Origin of the sequence: Nonomuraea terrae, assembly GCF_044465245.1 — a bacterium.
Lineage (GTDB): Bacteria > Actinomycetota > Actinomycetes > Streptosporangiales > Streptosporangiaceae > Nonomuraea > Nonomuraea terrae.
Map to the genome: position 1 here is coordinate 51,499 of NZ_JBITLL010000004.1, position 20,809 is coordinate 72,307.

General features: G+C 71.0%; 25 protein-coding genes. 11 read left to right on the plus strand and 14 right to left on the minus strand.

What is annotated here, in order from left to right; translation table 11 throughout:
* Window positions 1–35: 35 nt before the first annotated feature.
* Window positions 36–902, plus strand: a complete 867-nt coding sequence (gene mmuM, locus ACIBP6_RS18310) for a homocysteine S-methyltransferase (RefSeq protein WP_397053519.1) — start codon at window positions 36–38, stop codon at window positions 900–902.
* Between the two features lie 12 nt (window positions 903–914).
* Here the strand turns inward: mmuM and ACIBP6_RS18315 are convergent, their stop codons facing one another.
* Window positions 915–1,343, minus strand: a complete 429-nt coding sequence (locus ACIBP6_RS18315) for a DoxX family protein (protein ID WP_397053521.1) — start codon at window positions 1,341–1,343, stop codon at window positions 915–917.
* An 83-nt stretch (window positions 1,344–1,426) separates the two neighbouring features.
* Here ACIBP6_RS18315 and ACIBP6_RS18320 point away from each other — a divergent pair, with 83 nt between their 5' ends.
* Entirely contained in the window at window positions 1,427–1,885 is a 459-nt protein-coding gene (locus ACIBP6_RS18320; RefSeq protein WP_397053523.1) for a MarR family winged helix-turn-helix transcriptional regulator, read from the plus strand.
* A 3-nt stretch (window positions 1,886–1,888) separates the two neighbouring features.
* Here the strand turns inward: ACIBP6_RS18320 and ACIBP6_RS18325 are convergent, their stop codons facing one another.
* Complete coding sequence (locus ACIBP6_RS18325) at window positions 1,889–2,596, minus strand: lysophospholipid acyltransferase family protein (RefSeq protein WP_397055360.1); 708 nt, start codon at window positions 2,594–2,596, stop codon at window positions 1,889–1,891.
* 159 nt (window positions 2,597–2,755) lie between these two features.
* Here ACIBP6_RS18325 and ACIBP6_RS18330 point away from each other — a divergent pair, with 159 nt between their 5' ends.
* Window positions 2,756–3,514, plus strand: a complete 759-nt coding sequence (locus ACIBP6_RS18330) for an alpha/beta hydrolase (protein ID WP_132612858.1) — start codon at window positions 2,756–2,758, stop codon at window positions 3,512–3,514.
* A gap of 46 nt (window positions 3,515–3,560) precedes the next feature.
* Complete coding sequence (locus ACIBP6_RS18335) at window positions 3,561–4,067, plus strand: hypothetical protein (RefSeq protein WP_397053525.1); 507 nt, start codon at window positions 3,561–3,563, stop codon at window positions 4,065–4,067.
* A 4-nt stretch (window positions 4,068–4,071) separates the two neighbouring features.
* Here ACIBP6_RS18335 and ACIBP6_RS18340 read toward each other — a convergent pair whose 3' ends face one another.
* From ACIBP6_RS18340 to ACIBP6_RS18370, 7 genes are all read right to left on the minus strand, one after another.
* Window positions 4,072–5,181 carry a hypothetical protein gene (locus ACIBP6_RS18340; protein ID WP_397053527.1) on the minus strand — a complete coding sequence of 370 codons (1,110 nt, stop codon included), beginning with the start codon at window positions 5,179–5,181 and terminating at the stop codon, window positions 4,072–4,074.
* A gap of 37 nt (window positions 5,182–5,218) precedes the next feature.
* Entirely contained in the window at window positions 5,219–5,914 is a 696-nt protein-coding gene (locus ACIBP6_RS18345) for an endonuclease/exonuclease/phosphatase family protein (protein ID WP_397053529.1), read from the minus strand.
* A 12-nt stretch (window positions 5,915–5,926) separates the two neighbouring features.
* Window positions 5,927–6,859 (minus strand): ROK family glucokinase, encoded by a 933-nt coding sequence (locus tag ACIBP6_RS18350; RefSeq protein ID WP_397053531.1) that lies wholly within the window; start codon window positions 6,857–6,859, stop codon window positions 5,927–5,929.
* 14 nt (window positions 6,860–6,873) lie between these two features.
* Window positions 6,874–7,326 (minus strand): DUF5304 family protein, encoded by a 453-nt coding sequence (locus tag ACIBP6_RS18355; RefSeq protein ID WP_397053533.1) that lies wholly within the window; start codon window positions 7,324–7,326, stop codon window positions 6,874–6,876.
* A 42-nt stretch (window positions 7,327–7,368) separates the two neighbouring features.
* Window positions 7,369–8,574, minus strand: coding sequence for an ArsA family ATPase (locus tag ACIBP6_RS18360; RefSeq protein WP_132612848.1), 1,206 nt, complete (start codon window positions 8,572–8,574; stop codon window positions 7,369–7,371).
* Window positions 8,571–9,014 carry an SRPBCC family protein gene (locus tag ACIBP6_RS18365; protein ID WP_397053535.1) on the minus strand — a complete coding sequence of 148 codons (444 nt, stop codon included), beginning with the start codon at window positions 9,012–9,014 and terminating at the stop codon, window positions 8,571–8,573. The genes ACIBP6_RS18360 and ACIBP6_RS18365 overlap by 4 nt, the downstream gene beginning before the upstream one ends.
* A 69-nt stretch (window positions 9,015–9,083) precedes the next feature.
* A complete protein-coding gene (locus tag ACIBP6_RS18370) occupies window positions 9,084–9,851 on the minus strand; it encodes a metallophosphoesterase family protein (RefSeq protein ID WP_397053537.1) in 768 nt (255 codons plus the stop codon).
* A gap of 128 nt (window positions 9,852–9,979) precedes the next feature.
* Between ACIBP6_RS18370 and ACIBP6_RS18375 the strand changes: the two genes are divergently transcribed.
* The 3 genes from ACIBP6_RS18375 (at window position 9,980) to ACIBP6_RS18385 (ending at window position 12,889) form a co-directional block, all read left to right on the plus strand.
* Window positions 9,980–11,722: an AMP-dependent synthetase/ligase gene (locus tag ACIBP6_RS18375; protein ID WP_397053539.1), complete on the plus strand. Its 1,743-nt coding sequence runs from the start codon at window positions 9,980–9,982 to the stop codon at window positions 11,720–11,722.
* A gap of 125 nt (window positions 11,723–11,847) precedes the next feature.
* The gene (locus tag ACIBP6_RS18380; RefSeq protein ID WP_397053541.1) at window positions 11,848–12,117 is read left to right on the plus strand and encodes a hypothetical protein; all 270 of its coding nucleotides are present in this window, start codon (window positions 11,848–11,850) and stop codon (window positions 12,115–12,117) included.
* 451 nt (window positions 12,118–12,568) lie between these two features.
* A complete protein-coding gene (locus ACIBP6_RS18385) occupies window positions 12,569–12,889 on the plus strand; it encodes a hypothetical protein (RefSeq protein WP_397053543.1) in 321 nt (106 codons plus the stop codon).
* A 53-nt stretch (window positions 12,890–12,942) separates the two neighbouring features.
* Here the strand turns inward: ACIBP6_RS18385 and ACIBP6_RS18390 are convergent, their stop codons facing one another.
* On the minus strand, window positions 12,943–13,986 hold the full coding sequence (locus ACIBP6_RS18390) for an aldo/keto reductase (protein WP_397053545.1): 1,044 nt from the start codon (window positions 13,984–13,986) through the stop codon (window positions 12,943–12,945).
* Window positions 13,987–14,151: 165 nt separating this feature from the next.
* Here ACIBP6_RS18390 and ACIBP6_RS18395 point away from each other — a divergent pair, with 165 nt between their 5' ends.
* Window positions 14,152–14,835 carry a TetR/AcrR family transcriptional regulator gene (locus ACIBP6_RS18395; protein WP_397053547.1) on the plus strand — a complete coding sequence of 228 codons (684 nt, stop codon included), beginning with the start codon at window positions 14,152–14,154 and terminating at the stop codon, window positions 14,833–14,835.
* Here ACIBP6_RS18395 and ACIBP6_RS18400 read toward each other — a convergent pair.
* Together ACIBP6_RS18400 and ACIBP6_RS18405 are read right to left on the minus strand one after the other, a co-directional pair.
* On the minus strand, window positions 14,809–15,033 hold the full coding sequence (locus tag ACIBP6_RS18400) for a hypothetical protein (protein ID WP_397053549.1): 225 nt from the start codon (window positions 15,031–15,033) through the stop codon (window positions 14,809–14,811). The two genes, ACIBP6_RS18395 and ACIBP6_RS18400, sit on opposite strands and share 27 nt — an antisense overlap.
* Window positions 14,973–15,143, minus strand: coding sequence for a hypothetical protein (locus tag ACIBP6_RS18405; RefSeq protein WP_397055392.1), 171 nt, complete (start codon window positions 15,141–15,143; stop codon window positions 14,973–14,975). The genes ACIBP6_RS18400 and ACIBP6_RS18405 overlap by 61 nt, the downstream gene beginning before the upstream one ends.
* Window positions 15,144–15,350: 207 nt before the next feature.
* Here ACIBP6_RS18405 and ACIBP6_RS18410 point away from each other — a divergent pair, with 207 nt between their 5' ends.
* Genes ACIBP6_RS18410 through ACIBP6_RS18420 form a run of 3 tightly spaced genes read left to right on the plus strand, consistent with a single transcriptional unit; the run spans window position 15,351 to window position 18,390 of the window.
* Window positions 15,351–16,628, plus strand: a complete 1,278-nt coding sequence (locus ACIBP6_RS18410) for an ABC transporter substrate-binding protein (protein WP_397053551.1) — start codon at window positions 15,351–15,353, stop codon at window positions 16,626–16,628.
* The gene (locus ACIBP6_RS18415) at window positions 16,628–17,500 is read left to right on the plus strand and encodes a carbohydrate ABC transporter permease (protein WP_397053553.1); all 873 of its coding nucleotides are present in this window, start codon (window positions 16,628–16,630) and stop codon (window positions 17,498–17,500) included. Before ACIBP6_RS18410 ends, ACIBP6_RS18415 begins: the two co-directional genes overlap by 1 nt.
* Window positions 17,497–18,390 (plus strand): carbohydrate ABC transporter permease, encoded by an 894-nt coding sequence (locus ACIBP6_RS18420; RefSeq protein ID WP_397053555.1) that lies wholly within the window; start codon window positions 17,497–17,499, stop codon window positions 18,388–18,390. The genes ACIBP6_RS18415 and ACIBP6_RS18420 overlap by 4 nt, the downstream gene beginning before the upstream one ends.
* A 7-nt stretch (window positions 18,391–18,397) precedes the next feature.
* On the opposite strand, the gene ACIBP6_RS18425 is transcribed toward ACIBP6_RS18420, so the two are convergent.
* Both ACIBP6_RS18425 and ACIBP6_RS18430 read right to left on the minus strand, forming a co-directional pair.
* Window positions 18,398–19,483 carry a glycosyltransferase family 4 protein gene (locus ACIBP6_RS18425; protein ID WP_397053557.1) on the minus strand — a complete coding sequence of 362 codons (1,086 nt, stop codon included), beginning with the start codon at window positions 19,481–19,483 and terminating at the stop codon, window positions 18,398–18,400.
* A 20-nt stretch (window positions 19,484–19,503) separates the two neighbouring features.
* Window positions 19,504–20,784, minus strand: coding sequence for a M48 family metallopeptidase (locus tag ACIBP6_RS18430; RefSeq protein WP_397053559.1), 1,281 nt, complete (start codon window positions 20,782–20,784; stop codon window positions 19,504–19,506).
* Window positions 20,785–20,809 lie beyond the last annotated feature (25 nt).

The window sequence follows — 20,809 nt, forward strand, 5'->3', positions numbered from 1 at the left end:
ACGAAAGCGCGCTGGAACGCTCTTACCCTGGATAAGTGACGACACTTGTCCTGGACGGGGGGCTGGCCACCCAGCTCGAACGGCTCGGCGCCGACCTGCGCGACGAGCTGTGGTCGGCGCGGCTGCTGCTGGAGGAGCCCGAGCTGATCAGGCGCGTGCACGCCGCCTACTTCGCGGCGGGCGCCGACGTGGCCACGACCGCCAGCTACCAGGCCACGCTGCCCGGCTTCGCGCGGCGCGGGCTCGACGGCGCGCAGGCCGAGCGGCTGATCAGGTTGTCGGTGCAGCTGGCGGGGCAGGCCCGCGACGAGGCGGGCCGAGGGCTGGTGGCCGCCTCGGTCGGCCCGTACGGCGCCTTCCTGGCCAACGGCGCCGAGTACACCGGCGACTACGACCTCGACGAGGACGGCCTGTACGCCTGGCACCTGCCGCGCTGGGAGATCCTGGTCGCGGCCGAGCCCGACCTGCTGGCCTGCGAGACCATCCCGTCCTACGCCGAGGCGCGGGCGCTGGCCAGGCTGCTGGAGGGCACGCCGGGGGTGAAGGCGTGGGTGAGCTTCTCGTGCCGTGACGGCGAGCACATCAGCGACGGCACCCCCATCCGCGAGGCGGCCGCCCTGTTCGGCGGCAATCCGCGCGTGGTGGCGGTGGGCGCCAACTGCACGGCGCCGCGCCACATGACCGGGCTGATCGGCGCGCTGTCGGGCGGGCTGCCCGTGGTGGTCTACCCCAACTCGGGCGAGACGTGGGACGCCGGAAACCGGCGCTGGCTGGGCCTGACCGACCCGGTGGAGTTCGGCCAGGCCGCCAAGGAGTGGCAGCAGGCGGGCGCGTCGCTGATCGGCGGCTGCTGCCGTACGACGCCGGAGCACATCAGGCAGATCCGCGCGCACCTGTCCTGACCGGCGCGGGAGTCAGGCGGTCGCGGTGGCGGGGCCGCGGCGGCGCAGCAGCACGCGGTCGAGCGCGAACGCGCCGCCGCCGGAGAAGCCGACCGCGAGGCTGGCCGCGGCCAGCGCCAGGACGAACTCGTAGCCGCCGTCCTCGGCGCCGAAGCCGTTGGGGGCGTGCACGAAGACGATCGCGCCGGCCATCGTGAGGGCCAGCAGCGTGCCGGCGAGCGGCAGCGCCGCACCCAGGATCAGCGCCAGGCCCCCGGCCACCTCCAGCATGGCCACGGCCGGGGCGGCGAGGGCGGCCAGCGGGATGCCGACGGACTGGAAGAACTCGATCGTGCCTCCGATCCCCGTGGTCACGAACTTGTGGTAGCCGTGCACCAGGAAGATCACCCCGATGGCGATCCTGGCCAGCAGCAGGACGACGGGACGCGCCTGGTCGACCATGCGGACTCCTCGATGATTGTTCAGATTTGAACGGCAACTCTAACAGTGAACGTTCAAATCTGAACGAGAAGTAGACTGACCCGATGACGCAGCCCCGTTGGCTCGACCGGACCGAGATGGCGGCGTGGCGCGCCTTCCTGACGACCTCCCACCTGCTGGAGCGCCGGATCGAGGAGCAGCTCAAGGCCTCCGCCGGCCTCACCCACCCGCAGTACGAGATCCTCGTGCGGCTCGCCGGCGCCACCGGGCGGCGGCTGCGCATGACGGAGCTGGCCAAGGGCGTCGTGGCGTCGAAGAGCGCGCTGACGTATCAGGTGGGCCGGCTGGAGGAGGCCGGGCTGGTGGAGCGGACGACGTGCCCGTCCGACGACCGCGGCGTGCTGGCCGTGCTCACCCCGGCCGGCGCCCGGCTGCTGGAGAAGGTGGCGCCGGGCCATCTCGAGATCGTGCGCGAATACCTCATCGACCGGCTCAGCCGCGAGGAGCTGCGCGCGATGACGTCGGCCATGCGCAAGACGGAAGAGGCCTTACGGTCGGGGTGACCGTCAGCTTCCGGTCGCCGCGGCGCGCCGCGCGCGCTCCATCTCCACCTTGGCGCTGGCGGCGTACTTGTCGACGTATTCCTGGCCCGACAGCTCCATCAGCGCGTACATGATCTCGTCGGTCACCGCGCGCAACACCAGCCGGTCGTCCTCCATGCCGTAGTAGCGGGAGAAGTCGAGCGGCTTGCCGAACCGCACGCCCGGCCGGATGCCGAGCTTGGGCAGCGGGCGCCCGGGCGGCATCATGTCGTACGTGTCGATCATCGCCCACGGGATCACCGGGACCCGCGCCTCCAGAGCGAGCCGGGCGACGCCGGTCTTGCCCTTGTAGAGACGTCCGTCGGGCGAACGCGTCCCTTCGGGGTAGATGCCCAGGATGTGACCCTCACGCAGGACGCGCAGACCCGTACGCAGCGCCGCCTCGCTGGCCTTGCCTCCGGAGCGGTCGATGGGCACGGTGCCGACGCCGCTGAAGAACAGGCGGGTGAAGAAACCCTTGATGCCGCGGCCGGTGAAATAGTCGGCCTTGCCCAGGGAGATGACCTTGCGCCTGATCTGCAATGGGCCGAAGAAATGGTCGGCGAACGACAGATGGTTGCCCGCCAGAATCGCTGGGCCCTGCTTGGGCACATTGTCCGCGCCCTCGGTCCACGGCCGGAACACAAGGTGGAGGAACGGCCCCAAGATGGCCTTGACCACCCAGTAGAACACCTGGCACCTCTTCCTCAGCGCAGTGGGGGCGAGCAGTGCCATCTTCCCATCTCGACGGCGATGCTCCTACACCAGCTCTCGCACAAACACCCCGGAACATGCGACGATCGGGCCGTTCTGGAGGAAATCGCCGGAATGAAACAGCACGGAGGAGCTGTTATGCCGCTCATGCCAGGCGCGGAACCGTACCATCACGAGGCGGGCGAGATCGGTGTGCTGCTCTGTCACGGGTTCACCGGCACACCCCAGTCTCTGCGGCCGTGGGGCGAGTATCTGGCCGCTCACGGGCTGAGCGTCTCACTGCCGCGCCAGCCGGGTCACGGCACGAAGTGGCAGGAGATGAACCGCACGCGGTGGGAGGACTGGTACGCCGAGCTGGAGAAGGCGTACGAGGACCTGCGGGGGCGCTGCGCGGAGGTGTTCGTGGGCGGGCTGTCGCTGGGCGGCTGCCTGGCGCTGCGGCTGGCCGAGGTGCACGGCCCGGCCATCAGGGGCCTGATCGTGGTCAACCCGTCGATCGCCAACGACGTGCCGCTGCTGAGGCTCGCTCCGCTGCTGAAGTGGTTCGTGCCGTCCGTGGCCGGCGTCGCCAACGACGTCAAGAAGCCCGGCGTGACCGAGCTGGGCTACAGCCGCACCCCGGTGAAGGCCGCCGCCTCGTTGCCGGGGCTGTGGTCCCTGGTGCAGGCCGACCTGGCGAAGGTGAGACAACCGCTGCTGGTCTTCCACAGCGTCGAGGACCACGTGGTCAAGCCCACGAGTGTCGCGATCATCCGTGAGAAGGTCCCGCAGGCCACGATCGAGGAGCTTACCGATAGCTACCATGTTGCGACGCTGGACAACGATGCCCACAGGATCTTTGCCGGTAGCCTCGACTTCATCCGGACACATGCCTCGGTACCCTTGCAGAGGGACTGATCGCCCCCGGGGGGAAGTCGCGATCGCTGCGGAGAGGCCCATCTAGGTGACGCCCCAGAGTGACGAGGACGAGGTCTGGCGGCAGATCGTCGCGTCCTTCAACGACACAGCCGAGCGCGACTCGGCCGACCAGCCATGGCCGGACAGCGAGAACCTCCCGGCGGAGCCGACCCGCCGGGTCGTCAAACCCTCGGAGGAACGCCTCGACGACGACCCGCTCGTCGATGATCTCGAGGCCGTCCGGACCGACGACACGGACGACGAGAACGACGCGGACGACGCGGACGAGACCGACGAGACCGACGAGGGCCACTTCGAGCCCCCGCCGCCGCCTCCGCTGCCCAAGGTCGACCTGCCGACCAAGGTGGCATGGGTGGCGCTGTTCGGCGGCCCGGCCTACCTGCTGGTCGCGGCGCTGGCGGGCTGGCGCATCGAGGGCTGGGCGCTGTTCACGGCAGTGGCGGCGTTCATCGGCGGGTTCGTGGCGCTGGTGGTGCGCATGGGCGACGGCCCGCCCAACGACTCCGGCTGGGACGACGGCGCCGTCGTCTAGAAGATCAGGACTTCGCGGTGGGGGTCTTCGGCGCGAACGACTCGACGACGTCGGTGTAGCGGTCGTCCTCGTCGACCTGGTGCCCGACGGCCCACACCGTGCCCTTGCCCGGCAGGTACGTCACCGCCTGCAGACGCACGCTGCGCCGGCCGTCCTGGGCGCCCCCGCGGATGGCGGCGCACTCGTCCTTCTCGCAGCGCAGCAGGAACGGCTCGGCCGCCCGCGCCGGGTCGTAGCCGGTGATCCAGTAACGGCCCTTGCCGTCGCCGGTCACGCCGTAGAGCCTCGCCTCGGAGCCGGGCAGCCGCAACTCACGCCAGCGCTTGCCGTTCCAGGTGAGCACGAGCGGCTCGATGTCGCCGGGCCCGTGGTAGACGCCGCCGACGGCCATCGCCCGCTTGGCGCTGTCGACCTGCACGTCGCGCAGGTAGCCGCCGCGGATGGACGGCACCTCCATCGCCTTCCACGAGCCGCCGGACTGGTGGACGATCAGCGGCTCGGTGCCGGTGTCGCCGACGGCGAAGCCCCCGTCGACCGCGTAGAGGGTGCCCTTCTCCTTGGTCTCCTGCACCGTCCAGGTGGTGCCGTCGCCGGTGAGGACGAGCCCGTTGCGGTCGCGGCCGCCGACCGCGACGACGCGGCCGGGTTTGGCGTCGACGCCGCCCAGCCAGTCTCCGGCGCGCAGCCCCTGCGGCCGGACGCGGTCGAAGCCGGCCGGGTCGCCGTGGGCGATGTACGGCAGGCCGTCGTGGCCGTCGCCGACCGCCCACACCTGTGACGGCGAGGCGGCGGCCAGCCCGCGCAGGTTTCCGGCGGAGGTGTCGTCGCGCATGCCCACCTCCGCCCATCTGCTGCCGTTCCAGTGGCGGATGGCGCCGCGAGTCTTCCAGACGTCCCAGATCTCCTGCTGGCCGACCGCCCACACATCGCTTGAGGAGAGCGCGAGCACGTCGGACAATGAGCCGTCGGCCTGGAGACGCACGCTGGTCGACTGCTGCCACGCCTCGATCGAGCGCGGGCGGGGATCGGCATGCGCGGCGGGCGTGACCTGCGTCGAGGCCACGAACGTCGCCAAGATCAAGGAGAGCGCACGCCGCTGAGAGCGACGGGTCATGAACAAATGCTACGGGCTGACCGGCCCCTCTTGCCCTTTAGTGCCCAAGTCGCAACTCTGCCACGACCGGGAGATGGTCACTGGCCGCGCCGAGGTCGGCGATCTCCGCGTCCACTCCCCCGCAGGACACCACCCGCGCCTCGCGGGCGGCGAACACGCCGTCGATCCGTACGGACGGCCGCCGGGCGGAGAAGGTCGGGCCGTCGCCCTTGGGCGCCGCGGCGTAGCAGTCGGCCAGCCGGGCGGCGAGATAGCGCCAGGCCGGCTGGTGCGGCTGCTCGTTGAGGTCGCCGGCGAGCACGACGGCCGCGCCGAACCGGGCGGACACGCGTTCCATCAGCGCCACCGCCTCGGCGGCGTGGTGCATCCTGGCCGGGCCGCTGAGGTCGAGGTGGAGTGAGCCGACCGCCAGGCGCGTCCCGCCCGCCTGCACCACGGCGACGGCCAGCCCGCGCCGCTCCAGCCCGAGGAAGCCGCGCAGCCGGTGGCTCTCGGCGTGCACCACGCGGGCTCGCCGCCCGGTCAGCACGGCCACGCCGCCCACCCGGCCCGGCGTCGCCACCGCCAGGCCCGCCGCCGCGGCCAGCGCCGCGCGCCTGGCCCGCCAGCGGCCGAACCTGGGCGCCTCCTGCACGCACAGCACGTCGGCGCGCATGGCGGTGATGACCCTGGTGAGCGCGGGCACGCTGTCGCGCATCCCGTGCAGGTTGTAGGTCGCGACCCTGATCGTCACGTACGGCGGGCCCTAACGCCGGCGGGCGAGGTCGGCGGCGCCCACCATGCCGGCGGAGGCGCCCAGCTCGGCCAGCCGGATGTCGGCCAGCGGGCGGTGGCCGCGGCCGGTGAGCCGTTCGGCGAAGGCCCTTCTGGCCCGGTCGAGGAACAGGTCGGCGGCCCTGGAGACGCCGCCGCCGATGATGAAGCAGCCGGGATCGAGGATGGCCGCCAGATCGGCCATGCCCTGCCCGAGCCAGTCGGCGAAGACGTCGAACGCCGCCAGCGAGGCCTCGTCGCCGCGCTGCGCGGCCTCGGTGACCTCCTCGCCCTCGATCTTGCCGCCGGCCAGGCCGAGCAGCGTGCGGGCGCGGCCGGGGTCGGCGGCGGCGATCTCCCTGGCCTCCTTGACCAGGGCCTGGCCGCTGGCGTACTGCTCCCAGCAGCCGACGTTGCCGCAGCCGCACGGGCGGCCGCCGGGGAGCACCTGCATGTGGCCCAGCTCGGCGCCCATGCCCCAGCGCCCGCGGTAGAGGGCGCCGTCGAAGACCAGGCCGCCGCCGATGCCGGTGCCGAGTGTCAGGCAGACCACGTGGGACTGCCCCCGCCCGGCGCCGAACCGGGTCTCGCCCCAGGCCATGGCGTTGGCGTCGTTCTCGATCACGACGGGCAGGCCGACAAGGCCGCTGATCTTCTTCTGCAGCGGCTCCTCGCGCCAGGCGAGGTTGGGGGCGAAGCGCACCATCGACCGGGTCTCGTCGACGAACCCGGCCGCGCCCACCCCGACGGCCTCGATCTCCCTGCCGGCGGACAGCTCGCGAACGACGTCGGCCACCGTCTCCGCCACCAGGTCGGGGCGGTCGGCGGCGGTGGGCCTGAGCGTGTTTGCGACGATCTCGCCGTTGTCGTCGACCACGCCGGCGGCCACCTTCGTCCCGCCGATGTCGACACCGATCGTGAGCATGCCCCGTGTCTCCTCTATCCCAGATCTATGCGTTCCACGTTGTCGCGCTCGCCGTGACCGTCACTGTGACCGTCACTGTGACCGTCGCTGTGGCCGTCGCTGCCGCGCTCGCCGGCCGGCCTGCGGGGGGCGGGCCTGTTCAGCGCGTCGAGCGCGCCGCGGAACGCCGCGAACAGCTCACCGCCCGCGGCCACGAGGTGGCCCGTCACGTCGTGGCCCGACTCACGCTGCGCGGCGATCGCACGGCAGAGGGGGCAGGCGCGGCAGACGTACTCGTCGTGGGTGTCGGAGACCGCCTCCTCCCACACGTCGCGCTCACGCCGGCCGCCTCCGGTGAAGGAGTCGGTGAACGAGTTGACCACGCTCCTGCCGACCTGGCGGGTGGCCCGCCCCTGAATCGATTCGAACAGTTTGCGTGCCTCGTCGGCGACGGTGCCGATGGGGTCTCTGTCGTTGCTCTCGGTCATGTGGTCCTCCATGCGTCCGGGGTCGCTCATCTCTTCAACTCATCAGGTTGCGGATTCGCTCCCCGAATTGGACGGTAGTCCAGATGGGGACCCCGTGGGCGGGCCCGACGGCGCCCACCGCACGCGGAGCACGCCGTCGCGGAGCGCCGCCCCGCTGATCTTCCTGCGGGCCAGCGCCGCGGGCAGCGCCAGGATCCTGCGGTACGGGCCCGCCGTGACGATCAGCTCGTCACCCTTGCGAGCCAGGTCGACGTCGTCGCGGTCGGCGCCCGGCAACGCCAGCTCCAGCTCGTCGGAGCTGAGCCGCAACGGCGGCTCGACCTCGTGGGGCGCGAACGGGTCGGACGCGCCGTACATCTTGGCGCCCACCTCGGCCAGGGCGTCCACGCCGACCGGCTCGGCGGCCAGGTACGGCACGACATGGACCGGCAGCGGCGCGAACGACTCCTCCGCCTCGGCCAGCAGCCGGGCCTGCGCCGCCACCCAGCCGGCCCGCCAGCCGTCGGCGCCCTCCGCGGGGAAGACCCGGTTGGCCACGACGGCGTCGACGCGGTAGCCGTACAGGCTGAGGGAGGTCAGGGTGCGCCGGGCCTCGGCGAGCACCACCGTCTCGGGCGTGAGCACGAGCCGCACGGAGGCGTGGTCGCCGGTGAGCAACTCGCGCACCTCCATCAGTCCGCGGTGGAAACGCTCGCCGGCGCTCATGACGTCCTGGCCGGGCGCGCTGACGTGGGCCACGCTGCGCATGAACGGCGACACCAGCCGGACGAGCCTGCGGCCGACCGGCAGCAGCCGGTTGACGTGCCAGTCGAGCGCCTCGGGCAGGGCCAGCAGCCGCAGTGTCTCGGCGGTGGGCGCGCAGTCGACGACGATGACGTCCCAGCGGTCCTCGCGGGCCCGCTCGCGCAGCTCCAGCAGCGCGATGACCTCCTCGGCGCCGGGCAGCACCGTGATCTCCTCGGAGGTGATCTCGTCGAGGCCCAGCTCGACCAGGGCGTTCCTGGCGTAGTCCTGCAGCTCGCCCCAGTGGCGCTCCAGCGACTTCTGGGTGTCGACCTGGTGCAGGTGCAGGCCCGGCGCGATCTCACCGGGCTCGACGGCGAGCGCGTCGGCCAGCGAGTGGGCGGTGTCGGTGGACACGATCAGCGTCTTGAGCCCGCGGCGCGCGGCGAGCGTGGCCGTCGCGGCGGCGGCCGTGGTCTTGCCGACGCCGCCCTTGCCGGTGAAGAGCAGGACGCGCGGGCTCAACTGGCGCGGCTCTCGGCGCGCTTCTTCAGGCCTTTGAGCGCGGTGTCCACGATCACCTTCTCCGCCTTGCGCTTGATCAGGCCGATCATGGGGACGCTGAGATCGACCGCCAGCTCGTACGTCACCTCGGTGCTCCTGCCCGCATCGGAGAGCCGGTAACTCCCCCGCAGATCGGAGACCATCGTGCCGGGCTCGACGACCTTCCAGCTGACGCCGTCGTCGCCGTCCCAGGTGTAGCCGAGGGTGTAGGTGTCGCTGATCGGGCCGGCGTCCAGCTTGAACCGCACCGTCAGCGCCCGGCCGTCGGAGCCGGTGTCGACGACCTCGGCGGTCTTGACCTGCCCGGCCCATTCCGGGTAGCTGGGAAAGTCCGCGATGACCGCCATGACCTCGGCGCGGCCGGCTCCGATGGTGATGCTCGAAGTGGTGCGATCAGGCATGCGACCACCGTAGTGCACAACCCGCAACTTGCGGTGGACCGGCCGACGCAGCACCGCGAAGCGGTCAGGTCACCACTCCAGCACGTACGGCACACCCTTCCCCCGGAAATGCCCCACGTTCACGCATTCGGTACGGCCGATGCGGACGCGGGGGCGGAGGGGGTTGTGCACGTGGCCGAACAGGGCGTAGCGCGGCTGGGTGCGGCGGATGGCCTCGAGCGTGGCCTCGCTGCCGCGTTCGAAGCGCCGGGCCACCACGTCGTAGAGCAGCTCCGGCACCGCGGGCGGGATGTGGCAGCACAGCACGTCCACCTCGCCGACGGCCTCGACCTTGGCGGCGTACTCCTCGTCGCTGATCTCGTGCGGGGTGCGGTAGCGCGTCTGGAGCCCGCCGCCCACGAACCCGAACCGCAGCCCGCCGATCTCGGCCACCTGCCCGTCGAGCACCTGGTGGCCGGGCCTGAGGTAGTCGGCCCACAGGCGCGGCAGGTCGACGTTGCCGTACGTCAGGTAGGCCGGGACGGGCATGGCGGCGAAGAGGGCCGCGTACTGGGCGCGCACGTTGCGTTCGATGTGCTCGCGGGGGTCGCCGTCGAGCGTGGCCCACAGCCGCGCCGACATGGCCCGGGCCTCGTCGAAGCGTTTGGCGGTGCGCAGGGCGATGAACTCGGCGGCGTTGTCGGCCCCGAACAGGGCGGGGAAGATGCCCTGGGCGTGGTCGTCGTAGTCGACGAACAGGATCAGGTCGCCGAGGCAGATCAGCGCGTCCGCGCCGTCACCGGCCCTGGCCAGCGCGTCTGCTCTGCCGTGGACGTCGCTGACGACATGGACCCTCATGAGGGAAATCCTACGAGTGTCGGCTGCTAGCGTGTTGAACGCCGTTCATAACGCCTCTATGACAAACCTACCCGTGCGTAACTTGACGCGGTAACGTCCTGGCGGTCACCAAAGAGGAGAGTTGATCCGTGCGCGAGTACAGCGTGCCCATTCTGGTCGATGTGCCCGGCTCCGCCAGCCTGACCGACACCGTGTTCGAGCGGGCCGAGCGGGAGCCCGGCACCGTGGTCCTGCGGCGCAAGACCGACGCGGGATGGCCGGCGGTCACCGCGGCCGAGTTCCGCGACCAGGTGGTCGAGCTGGCCAGGGGGCTGATCGCGGCGGGCGTCGAGCACGGCGACCGCGTCGCCCTGATGTCGCGCACGCGTTACGAGTGGACGCTCATCGACTACGCCGTCTGGTCGATCGGCGCGGTCACCGTGCCGATCTACGAAACCTCCTCGGCCGAGCAGGTCCGCTGGATCCTGGAGGACAGCGGGGCCACGGCCGTGTTCGTCGAGCTGGACGGGCACGACGAGACCGTCATGCAGGCGGCGCCCGGCATCAAGAGCGTCTGGCGGGTCGACCAGCCGCTGGAGACCGGCGAGGTCACCGCGTTCGACGTCGCCGAGCGCAGGAAGCAGGTCGTCGCGGCCGACCTGGCCACGATCGTCTACACCTCCGGCACCACCGGCCGGCCCAAGGGCTGCCGGATCACCCACGACAACCTGCTGTTCACCGCGCTCAACACGCTGCGGGGGCCGCTGGAGCCGCTGTTCGCCGGCAAGAGCCCGTCCGCGCTGCTGTTCCTGCCGCTGGCGCACATCTTCGCCCGGATCATCCAGGTGGCGATCGTCGAGGCGGGCGCGGTGCTCGCGCACACGCCCAACATGAAGAACGTCGCCCCCGACCTGCAGGACTTCCAGCCCACGTTCCTGCTGGGCGTGCCCCGCGTGTTCGAGAAGGTCTACAACGCCGCCGAGCAGAAGGCCATCGCGGGCGGCAAGGGCAAGATCTTCGCCCGCGCCGTGGACGTGGCCGTGGCCTGGAGCAAGGCGGAGAGCACGGGCGGGGCGAGCCTCGGCGTGCGCCTGCAGCGCGCCGTCTTCGACAAGCTGGTGTACGCCAAGCTGCGCGCCGCCACCGGCGGCCGGCTCTCGGCGGCGGTGTGCGGCGGCTCGGCGCTCGGCGACCGGCTCGGCCACTTCTTCCGCGGCGTCGGCATCGAGGTGTTCGAGGGCTACGGGCTGACCGAGACCACCGCGCCGTGCTCGGTCAACCTGCCGGGCGCCAACAAGATCGGCACGGTCGGCAAGCCGCTGCCGGGCGTCGCGCTGCGCATCGCCGACGACGGCGAGATCCTGGCCAAGGGCCGCAACGTCTTCCAGGGCTACTGGAAGAACGACGAGGCCACCGGCGACGTGATCGACGCCGAGGGCTGGTTCCACACGGGCGACGCCGGCGAGATCGACGCCGACGGCTACCTGCGCATCACCGGGCGCAAGAAGGAGATCCTGGTGACGGCGGCGGGCAAGAACGTCGCGCCCGGCCCGCTGGAGGACGCGCTGCGCGCCCATCCGCTGATCTCCCAGGCGATGCTCGTGGGCGACGGCCGGCCCTACGTCGCCGCGCTCATCACCCTCGACCCCGAGGCCCTGCCGCCGGGCGCCTCCGTGGCGGAGCTGCGCGCCGACCCGAAGACGCGGGCGGAGATCCAGGCGGCCGTGGACCGGGCGAACCTCATGGTGTCGAAGGCCGAGCAGATCAAGAAGTACACGATCCTCGGCAACGACCTCACCGAGGACAGCGGTCACCTGACGCCCACCCTCAAGGTCAAGCGCAACATCGTGATGCGCGACTTCGCCAAGGAGATCGACGAGCTGTACGCCTGAGCGTTCAACCGAGCGTCTCGCCGACGCCGCGCCCTCGATCTGGCCGGAACGGCTCATGACCGGCTCGCCGCGGCCGGTGGCCGGGGCCGAAGACGGTCACTCCGCGGCACGCCGAACACCGTCCCATGGAATGCGACCGGCCGGTTGCCGCCGGGCAGCGCCGGGGCGACCAGGTCGCGCCCGCAATCCTGGGCGACATGACCGGCGCCGAGTCGCCCGCGCCACCACGAGGCGGCCGTCCGGCCGAGGGGCGCCGAGGCGGTGGCGCACGCCAGGACGAGGAGTCGGCCACCTCGGTCGCGGACCTCGACAAGCCCGTGGTGCCGGGCCGTGATCGCCCGTCGACTGCCAGGCAGGTGGGCGGCGGCGTCGCCGTACGCGCAGCCGGAGCTTGACCGCCCCGATCGCCCGCCTTTACGTTGTAGATCACCGCACGGCTTGATGTCCTGTGCACCGCCGCGCGGAACGTGGACCGCGCCCGCGGACCCACCCTGACCGACCACCTCCGCGTACGGCGCGCCGACGAGATCGGCGGCGGCCGGCGTCGCCGAGCCCGTCCTCTGCGAAGTCTCGCGCTCTCCGGGCTTCGAGATGGGGCGCTGAATTCGGAGCTCCTGATTCGCATCCGGAAAGGACGAGAAGGAACACCAGGGCCGCCGGAAATCGTCGCCGCAACATATGCGGATTATTCCGAATTTGCCCGACCCATTGGCTACCTGAACAGGGGAATCTCCATTCGATCCCTCCTTGCCGCCCGGACGTCGCGGAGTATTCTCGGGGCAAAGAAAACGGGACCGGAGATCCTTACCATCCCCGGTCCCTTGCCCAAAGGTAAGGGAGAATGCCGTGAGCATCAAGGAAGCGGGTATCGAGTTCGTCAGCAAGATCCACAACGAACTCATCAAGATCCGTGCAGACCAGCTCGAGCTCGGCCAGGACCTCACCGAACGCATCAACGGCGTCGCCAACGCCGTGAAGCGCCTGGACGCCAAGTTCGAGAAGAAGTTCGACGCGGTGGAGCAGCGGTTCGACGGGGTCGAGAAGAGGCTCGACGGGCTGGAGGGCAGCCACCAGTCCATGCTGGCGACTCAGCAGTCCATGCTGGACACCCAGACGGAGATGATGCGGATCCTCCTCGGCATCCAGCGCAAGCTCGACGTCAACTAGCTCCTGCGTGAAGGGCGGGTCCGCGCAGCAGGCGGGCCCGCCTTCCAGGTGACTCACCGGCTCGCATGCTCGCCGGCTCCACGGGGGCGGACGTTGAGCGCGCCGTACTGGCCGCCGCGCACCCGGGCGGGGTCGAACAGCTGCGCCAGGTAGGCGACGTCGTCCGCGCTGAGCGGGACGGCCGTGGCGGCGGCGTTCTGGCGTGCGTACGCCGCCCGCTTCGTGCCGGGGATGGGCGCGATGTCGTACGGCTGGGCGAGCAGCCAGGCCAGGGCGATCTGCCCCGGGGAGTGGGCCCGCTCGTCGGCGAACGCCTTCAGCTCCTCCACGAGGCGCAGGTTCGCCGTGAAGTTCTCCCCCTGGAACTTGGGCAGAGTGGCGCGGAAGTCGTCACCGGAGAACGCGGTGTCGCCGGTGAAGCGGCCGGCGAGCGCGGCGCGCCCCAGCGGGCTGTACGGGACGAAGGTGATGCCCAGCTCCCGGCAGGTGGGCAGGATCTCCTGCTCCACCTCCCGCGCCCAGAGCGAGTATTCGCTCTGCAGGGCCGACAGAGGCGCCACCGAGGCGGCCCGGCGGAGCAGGTCGGGCCCGACCGAGCTGAGCCCGATCGCCCGTACCTTCCCCGCGGCCACGAGCTCCGCCATCGCGCCGACGGTGTCCTCGATCGGCACGGCGGCGTCGAGGCGATGCGCGTAGTAGAGGTCGATGTGGTCGACGCCGAGGCGGCGCAGGCTGGCCTCGCAGGCTTGGGCGACGTAATCCGGGCGGCCGTCGACGGCCACCGAGCCGTCCGGGCCGAGCCGCGCACCGAATTTGGTGGCCAGGACCACCTGGTCGCGCATGCCCCGCACGGCGCGGCCGAGCAGTTCCTCGTTGTGGCCGAACCCCCTGACGGGCTGGCCGGTGGCCGCGCCGCCCGCGCCGTAGATGTCGGAGGTGTCGAAGAAGTCGATGCCGGCGTCGATGGCGGCGTGGATCGCGGCGACGGACTCCTCCTCGTCGGCGTCGCCGTAGAACTGGGACATCCCCATGCAGCCCAGGCCGATCGGCCGGATGGAGATGCCGGTGTGTCCGAGGGTGACACGGGCTTCCCTCACGGTGGTCCTCCTCCGGACTCTCAGGCGCCGTTGGTCTTGCCGGCGGGCAGGAGACGTCCTTACTAAGTAGGTGTCCAGTGGACCGTTACAGGATGACGCTAGCGGTCCACCGGACACTTAGCAAGTGGCCGATGGACCGCTATCCTGAAGTCCCTAGGAGGTGCGATGGACGACGTGGAAGCGCCGGCCTTCCAGCGGGCCCGGCGCCCCGAGCACCGTGAGCTCCGCCGGCGGGAGATCCTGGACGCCGCGGAGGCGCTGCTGGCGGAGATGCCGGTGGAGGAGATCAGCCTCCGGGAGCTCGGGCGGCGGCTGGGCGTGTCGAAGACGCATGTGGTGCGTTACTTCGAGAGCCGCGAGGGCGTCTTCCTGGAGCTCCTCAGCCGGTTGCGGCGCTCCTGGCTCGAGGCGCTGGCGAGCGAGTGGCCGGCCCCGCCGTGCGAGGCCGGCCAGGTGATGCGGGCGTGGGCCGGCTCGCTGGCCGCCCGGCCCATGTTGTGCCAGCTGTGGAGTCTGCTGCCGACCGTTCTGGAGCGGAACGTCTCCGCCGAGGCCGTACGCGCCTACAAGCTCACCGACCTGGACGACCGCACCGCGCTGGCGCGCCTGGTCAGCGACCGCGTGCCGGGGCTCGGCGTGGACGACGCGCTCGCGCTCACACGGTACGCCGTCGTCGCGCTGGTGGGCCTGTGGCCGCTCAGCAACCCGACCCCGACCATCGTGGCGGCCACGGCCGACCCCCGGCTGGCCGGCTCCCGGGTGGACTTCGCCACCATGTACGGCGAGATCCTGCAGACCACGCTCGCGGGCCTCCTGGCCCGTTCATCCCCCACGCGTGGATCCTTCTGAGGCGAGAACCGCTGCTGCCGGCGTTCGCCGGCACGATCGTCCACACTCCGTCATGTTGGGGGTGGCGAATCCGGCCCTGAACGTCATGCCGTGCACCCCGAGGAACAGCACGTCCACGTTGAGGCGGCGGATGGCGGTCACCGCGACCGGGCCGACCAGCGCGTCGGAGGGCGTGCGTACGCCGCCGACCAGCACCACCGTCCGGTCGCGGCGGAGACGCCGAACGCGCGCGCCGGCTCGACCACGCGTACGCCGCCGTTCAGCCGGACGAGCTCCAGAATCGCCCGTTGACGCTGAGGGGCGAGCATCGCATCACCAGATCCCGACAGGTTCCGACACGGTCCCCAAGGGCTCAAAGTGGATTTCTTTTCGCATCATGACATGGCGGCACGGCCAATACTCCGCGTGATTCGTCATGGAATTGTGCGTTGACAGTCCGAAATGTTCGCTTTTCGATGAATGGAAGTGCGCGAACTCGGGGGAACGTGAAGGGTCCGGCAAGGAGGAGCCCCACCATGGACCAACGTCTGCCGATCTCCCGCCGTCATCTCCTGCTCGGTGCCGCCGCCACGTTCGGCGTCCCCGCCGTCCTCGCCGGGTGCGGCTCCGACAGCCCGGCGAGCGGGCCGGGCGGCAACCTGGGCACGGTCACCATCGGCTCCAACGCCTCCGACGAGATCCCGAAGAAGACCCTGGACACCGTGGTCAAGGGCTTCACCCAGGCCACGACGCGGATCAACACGGTCGACCACAACACGTTCCAGGAGAACATCAACCGCTACCTGAGGGGCACGCCCGAGGACGTGTTCACCTGGTTCGCGGGCTATCGCATGCAGTTCTTCGCCGAGCAGGGGCTGGCCGTCGACATCTCCGACGTCTGGCAGGAGATCGGCGCCGACTACACGCAGGCGTTCAAGGACCAGTCGACCGGCGTGGACGGCAAGCAGTACTTCGTGCCGTTCAGCTACTACCCGTGGGCGGTCTTCTACCGCAAGAGCGTGTGGGAGGAGAACGGCTACGAGGTCCCGGCCACGCTGGACGAGCTCACCGCGCTGGCCAGGAGGATGCAGGGCGACGACATCATCCCGATCGCGTTCGCCGACAAGGACGGCTGGCCGGCGATGGGCACGTTCGACATCATCAACATGCGGATGAACGGCTACGACTTCCACGTCTCCCTCATGCAGGGCAAGCAGTCGTGGACCGACCCGAAGGTGCGGCAGGTGTTCGACACCTGGCGGGGCCTGATGGAGTTCCACCAGCCGGCGGCACTGGGCCGTACGTGGCAGGAGGCCGCGCAGTCGCTGGCGCAGAAGCAGACCGGGATGTACGTGCTCGGGATGTTCGTCGCCCAGCAGTTCCCGGAGGCGGACCGCGACGACCTCGACTTCTTCACCTTCCCCGAGATCAACCCGGCGTACGGGACGGACTCCATCGACGCCCCCATCGACGGCTACATGATCTCCGCCAAGGCCAGGAACGTGGAGGGCGCCAAGGCCCTGCTCAAGCACCTCGCCCAGGCCTCGTCGCAGAACATCGCCACCGAGCTGGACCCGGGCACCCTGGCCGCCAGCTCCAAGGCCGACACCTCCGGCTACAGCGCCCTGCAGAAGCGCGGCGCCGAGCTGGTGTCGAAGGCCACGCACATCGCGCAGTTCCTCGACCGCGACACCCGTCCCGACTTCGCCTCCACCGTGATGATCCCGTCACTGCAGTCGTTCGTCAGCGAACCGGACGAGATCGACTCATTGCTGGCGAGCATCGAGCAGCAGAAGGCCAACATCTTCCGCTGATGGCCGCCAAGACCCGTCGCTACTCCGCCCGCGACATGGCCGCCCTGGTCATCGGGCTGGGGGTGGCCATCGTCGTCAACGTGGGCGTCATCTGGGGGCCCGCGCTGGCTTCCATCGGGCTGTCCGGCACCGACTGGAGCGGCATCGGGCCCATCGAGTGGGTGGGCGGCCAGAACTACCATGACCTGGCGGCCGAATATCCGCCGTTCTGGTCGGCCGTCCGCAACAACGTGCTCTGGCTGGGCTTCCTGGCCCTGGTGGCGACGCCGTTCGGGCTGTTCTGCGCGGTGCTGCTGGACCGGCGGCTGCGGTTGTCGCGGTTCTACCAGAGCGCGCTCTACATGCCGGTCGTGCTGTCGCTGGCCGTGGTCGGCTTCATCGCGCAGCTCGTCTACTCCTCCGACTACGGCGTGCTCAACTCGGTGACCGGGCTGAGCGTGGACTGGCTGGGCGACAGCTCCGTCAACATCTGGGTGGTGATGGTGGCGGCCGCCTGGCGGCACGTCGGCTACGTCATGGTGATCTACCTGGCCGGGCTGAAGGCGGTGGATCCGGCGCTGAAGGAGGCCGCGGCCATCGACGGGGCCAGCGAGCGGCAGGCGTTCTTCCGGGTGGTGTTCCCGACGCTGCGGCCGGTCAACGTGATCGTGCTGGTCATCACGGTGATCGAGGCGCTGCGGGCCTTCGACATCGTGTACGCGATCAACCGCGGCAGGAACGGGCTGGAGCTGCTGTCGGTGCTGGTCACCGAGAACATCGTGGGCGAGGCGAGCCGGATCGGGTTCGGCTCGGCGATCGCGGTGATCCTGCTGGCGATCTCGGTGGGGTTCATCGCCACGTACCTGTCGCAGATGTTCCGGGAGGAGCGATGACCGTCACCGCCTCCGCTCCCCCGGCTCCGTCGCGGCGGGTCCGGCCGCTGCGGATCCTGCTGCACGTCTTCCTCACGCTGGTGGCGCTCGGGTGGCTGCTGCCGCTCGCCCTGGCGGTGTACGCCTCGCTGCGGCCGTACGACGAGACGGCGCGCCTGGGCTACTTCTCGCTGCCCGAGCAGCTCACGCTCGACTACTACACGCAGGCGTGGAGCCAGGCCGAGCTGCCCCGCTACTACCTCAACACGCTGATCATCGTGATCCCCGGCGTGGTGCTGACGCTCCTGCTGGCGTCGTTCACCGCGTTCGCGATCGCGCGGCTGCGCATCCCGGGCCGCAGGACGCTGCTGATCGTCTTCACCGCGGGCAACCTGCTGCCGCCGCAGGTGCTCATCACGCCGCTCTACACCGTCTACACGATGATCCCGCTGCCCGCGTGGCTGTCGGACTCGATGTCGCTGTACGACTCCTACCTCGGGCTCATCCTCGTCCACGTGGCGTTCCAGTTCGGCTTCTGCGTGTTCGTCATGGCGAACTTCATGCGCACGATCCCCGAGGAGATCGACGAGGCGGCGCTGGTCGACGGGGCGGGGGTGTGGACACGCTACTGGCGGCTGACCATGCCGCTGTGCCGGCCGGTGCTGGCGGCCTTGTCGACGCTGCAGTTCACCTGGATGTACAACGACTTCCTGTGGGCGCTGGTGCTGATGTCGTCGGGCGACAAGCTGCCCGTCACCTCGGCGCTGAACAACCTGCGCGGTCAGTTCTTCACCGACTACAACCTGCTGGCCGCCGGCTCGATGCTGGTGGCGCTGCCGACCCTGATCGTCTTCCAGCTGCTGCACAAGCAGTTCGTCGCCGGGCTCACGCTCGGCTCCACGAAAGGTTAGAGGCCGGTCAGAGAAGGGCGTGGAATCGGGCGGCGACGCGCTCCCACGCCCACTCGCCGGTGATCCACTCGCGGCCGGCCGCGCCCATCTTGCGGGCCTTCGCCGGGTCGGTGAGCAGCTCGACGACGGCCTGGGCGATCTCGTCCGCGTCCTCGCCGTCGACCACGAGCCCGGTCTCGCCGGGCCGCACCGCGTCGGGCGCGCCGCCGGAGGCGCCCGCCACCACCGGCAGCCCGGACGCGGACGCCTCCAGGAACACGATCCCGAGCCCTTCCACGTCGACCCCGCGCCACCGGGTACGGCACGGCATCGCGAACACGTCGGCCGCCGCGTAGTAGCCCGGCAGCGCGGCCGCCGGGACGGTGCCGGTGAACCTGATCGACTCCCGCCCGCCGGCCAGCCGCTCCAGGCTCCCGCGGTACGGGCCGCCGCCCACGAGCAGCAGCACGGCGTCCGGCACCGAGCGCAGCACCCGCGGCCAGGCCTGGATGAGCCGGTCCTGGCCCTTGCGCGGCACCAGGCGCGAGACGCACAGCACCACGGGCCGGCCGTCCAGGCCCAGCTCGGCCTTGGCCGCGCCCGGGTGGAACTGCCCGGCGTCCACGCCGGGCGCGAGACGGACGAGCTTGGCGGGCGGGATCACCGCCGCCAGGCGCGCGCGGGTGTATTCCCCCAGGTACGTCACCACGTCGGCGTGCCCGCCGATCCGGCGCAGCACGGCGCGGAAGCCGGGGGCGCTCGCCCATGACGCCTCGTGGCCGTGGGTGAGCATCACCACGCGCCGCGCGCCCGCCCGGCGCAGCGCCGGCGCCAGCAGGCCGAGCGGCGCTGCCGCGCCGAACACCACGGTCCCGGCGCGGTGCTCGGCCACCAGCCCGGCCGCCGTCCGGGCGACGGCCGGGGTGGGCAGCATGAGCCGCGTCGGATGACGCACGATCCGGTACGGCTGGCGCCGGTCGAACTCGGCGCAGCCCGGCCAGGCGGGGGCGTAGACGGCCACGCCGGGCGTGCGCAGCGCGAGCCCGTGCACGAACGACTGGATGCCGCCCGGGCGGGGCGGGAAGTCGTTCGTGACGATGAGCACGTTCGACATGGCAGCCGGCACTGGCCCTGTCACGGCACTGGGACGCCGTTCAGCTTCGCCCAGGCGCGGGCCATCGCGATGCGTTCCGGGCTGGACGGATGGGAGGCATAGAGCAGATATTCCATCGCATCCGGCGACAAATCCGAAATGTTGGTGACGGCCAGGCGTCTCTGCATGGCGACGAACGTGGCCGGGTCGCGGGTCAGGTCGAGCGCGTGCACGTCGGCCCTGGCCTCGATGTGGCGGCTGAGCAGGTTCTGGGCAGGGCTCATGAGCAGCGAGCCGAGGGTCATCAGGCCCATGACGGCGCCGACCGCCCGGGGGTCGGCGACCGAGGTGACGCCGGTACGCCGCCGCAGGGCGCCGAAGACGAGGTACAGCAGGATCGCGCCGAGCGCCGCGCCGAGGCCGCCGATCAGCGTGCCGTGCAGCACGTCGTCCTTCTTGGCGTGGCCCAGCTCGTGGGCGACGACGAGCTCGATCTCGGGCTGCGGGGCGCGCAGCAGCGTGTCGTAGACGACGATCCTGCGGGTGGCGCCGAAGCCGGACACGTACGCGTTGAGCGCCGTCGTCCGGCGGGAGGCGTCGGCCACGAGGACGTCCTCGACGGGCACGCCGTCGCGCTCGGCCATGGCCATGAGGTTCGTCCGCAGCGGGCCCTGCCGCATGGAGGTGAAGTCGTTGAACAGCGGCTCGAACACCACCGGGTACACGAACGACGCCGCCACCGTCAGCGCGAACGCGCCCGCCGCGGCCGGGATCCACCACCGCCGCACCTTGCGGGCCAGCGCCACGAGCGCGACCAGCATCAGGGAGGTCAGGAACACCTCCACGGCGAGGTTCTTGAGCCGGTCGGCCGTCCAGCTCCCCCAGTCTTGGGTGGACAGGCCGTAGTCGCGCATCAGTGTCTCGGCCCAGACGCCCAGGGGCCAGCGGAGCAGCTCCACGATCGCCGTGAGCACGACGACGCCCAGGATCACCCGCAGCCACCAGGGGCCCTTCAGCCGGGCCAGCACGTGGGCGCCGAAGGGGGTGGCGACGAGGACGCCGGCGAAGACGAGGGTGATCGCCAGCGACAGGTAGCTCGACAGGCTGACGGCGGCGTCGAACGCCTGCGCCCTGGTGATCTGGGCGACCGTGAAGTCGCGGTCCGGATCGGGCGGGCCTCCGGTCAGCACCCGCCAGGGCGTCGTGAGGGCCGCCGCGGCCACGGTCACGAGGCCGAGCAGGACCAGCGCCACGGCCGCCTGGCGCCTCAAACGCCCGTCGTACGGGTCGGCGCCGCCGGCCCGCAGGTCGTCTTCCGCCACGGACACCTCCCCACCATCTCGCGAC

Excerpts from the sequence above, each read along its gene's own strand:
- ACIBP6_RS18315 (WP_397053521.1), bottom strand. The coding sequence starts at position 1,343 with ATGGTCGACCAGGCGCGTCCCGTCGTCCTGCTGCTGGCCAGGATCGCC.
- ACIBP6_RS18320 (WP_397053523.1), top strand. The coding sequence starts at position 1,427 with ATGACGCAGCCCCGTTGGCTCGACCGGACCGAGATGGCGGCGTGGCGC.
- ACIBP6_RS18330 (WP_132612858.1), top strand. The coding sequence starts at position 2,756 with ATGCCGCTCATGCCAGGCGCGGAACCGTACCATCACGAGGCGGGCGAG.
- ACIBP6_RS18340 (WP_397053527.1), bottom strand. The coding sequence starts at position 5,181 with ATGACCCGTCGCTCTCAGCGGCGTGCGCTCTCCTTGATCTTGGCGACG.
- ACIBP6_RS18350 (WP_397053531.1), bottom strand. The coding sequence starts at position 6,859 with ATGCTCACGATCGGTGTCGACATCGGCGGGACGAAGGTGGCCGCCGGC.
- ACIBP6_RS18355 (WP_397053533.1), bottom strand. The coding sequence starts at position 7,326 with ATGACCGAGAGCAACGACAGAGACCCCATCGGCACCGTCGCCGACGAG.
- ACIBP6_RS18365 (WP_397053535.1), bottom strand. The coding sequence starts at position 9,014 with ATGCCTGATCGCACCACTTCGAGCATCACCATCGGAGCCGGCCGCGCC.
- ACIBP6_RS18370 (WP_397053537.1), bottom strand. The coding sequence starts at position 9,851 with ATGAGGGTCCATGTCGTCAGCGACGTCCACGGCAGAGCAGACGCGCTG.
- ACIBP6_RS18380 (WP_397053541.1), top strand. The coding sequence starts at position 11,848 with ATGGAATGCGACCGGCCGGTTGCCGCCGGGCAGCGCCGGGGCGACCAG.
- ACIBP6_RS18395 (WP_397053547.1), top strand. The coding sequence starts at position 14,152 with ATGGACGACGTGGAAGCGCCGGCCTTCCAGCGGGCCCGGCGCCCCGAG.
- ACIBP6_RS18405 (WP_397055392.1), bottom strand. The coding sequence starts at position 15,143 with ATGCTCGCCCCTCAGCGTCAACGGGCGATTCTGGAGCTCGTCCGGCTG.
- ACIBP6_RS18410 (WP_397053551.1), top strand. The coding sequence starts at position 15,351 with ATGGACCAACGTCTGCCGATCTCCCGCCGTCATCTCCTGCTCGGTGCC.
- ACIBP6_RS18415 (WP_397053553.1), top strand. The coding sequence starts at position 16,628 with ATGGCCGCCAAGACCCGTCGCTACTCCGCCCGCGACATGGCCGCCCTG.
- ACIBP6_RS18420 (WP_397053555.1), top strand. The coding sequence starts at position 17,497 with ATGACCGTCACCGCCTCCGCTCCCCCGGCTCCGTCGCGGCGGGTCCGG.
- ACIBP6_RS18425 (WP_397053557.1), bottom strand. The coding sequence starts at position 19,483 with ATGTCGAACGTGCTCATCGTCACGAACGACTTCCCGCCCCGCCCGGGC.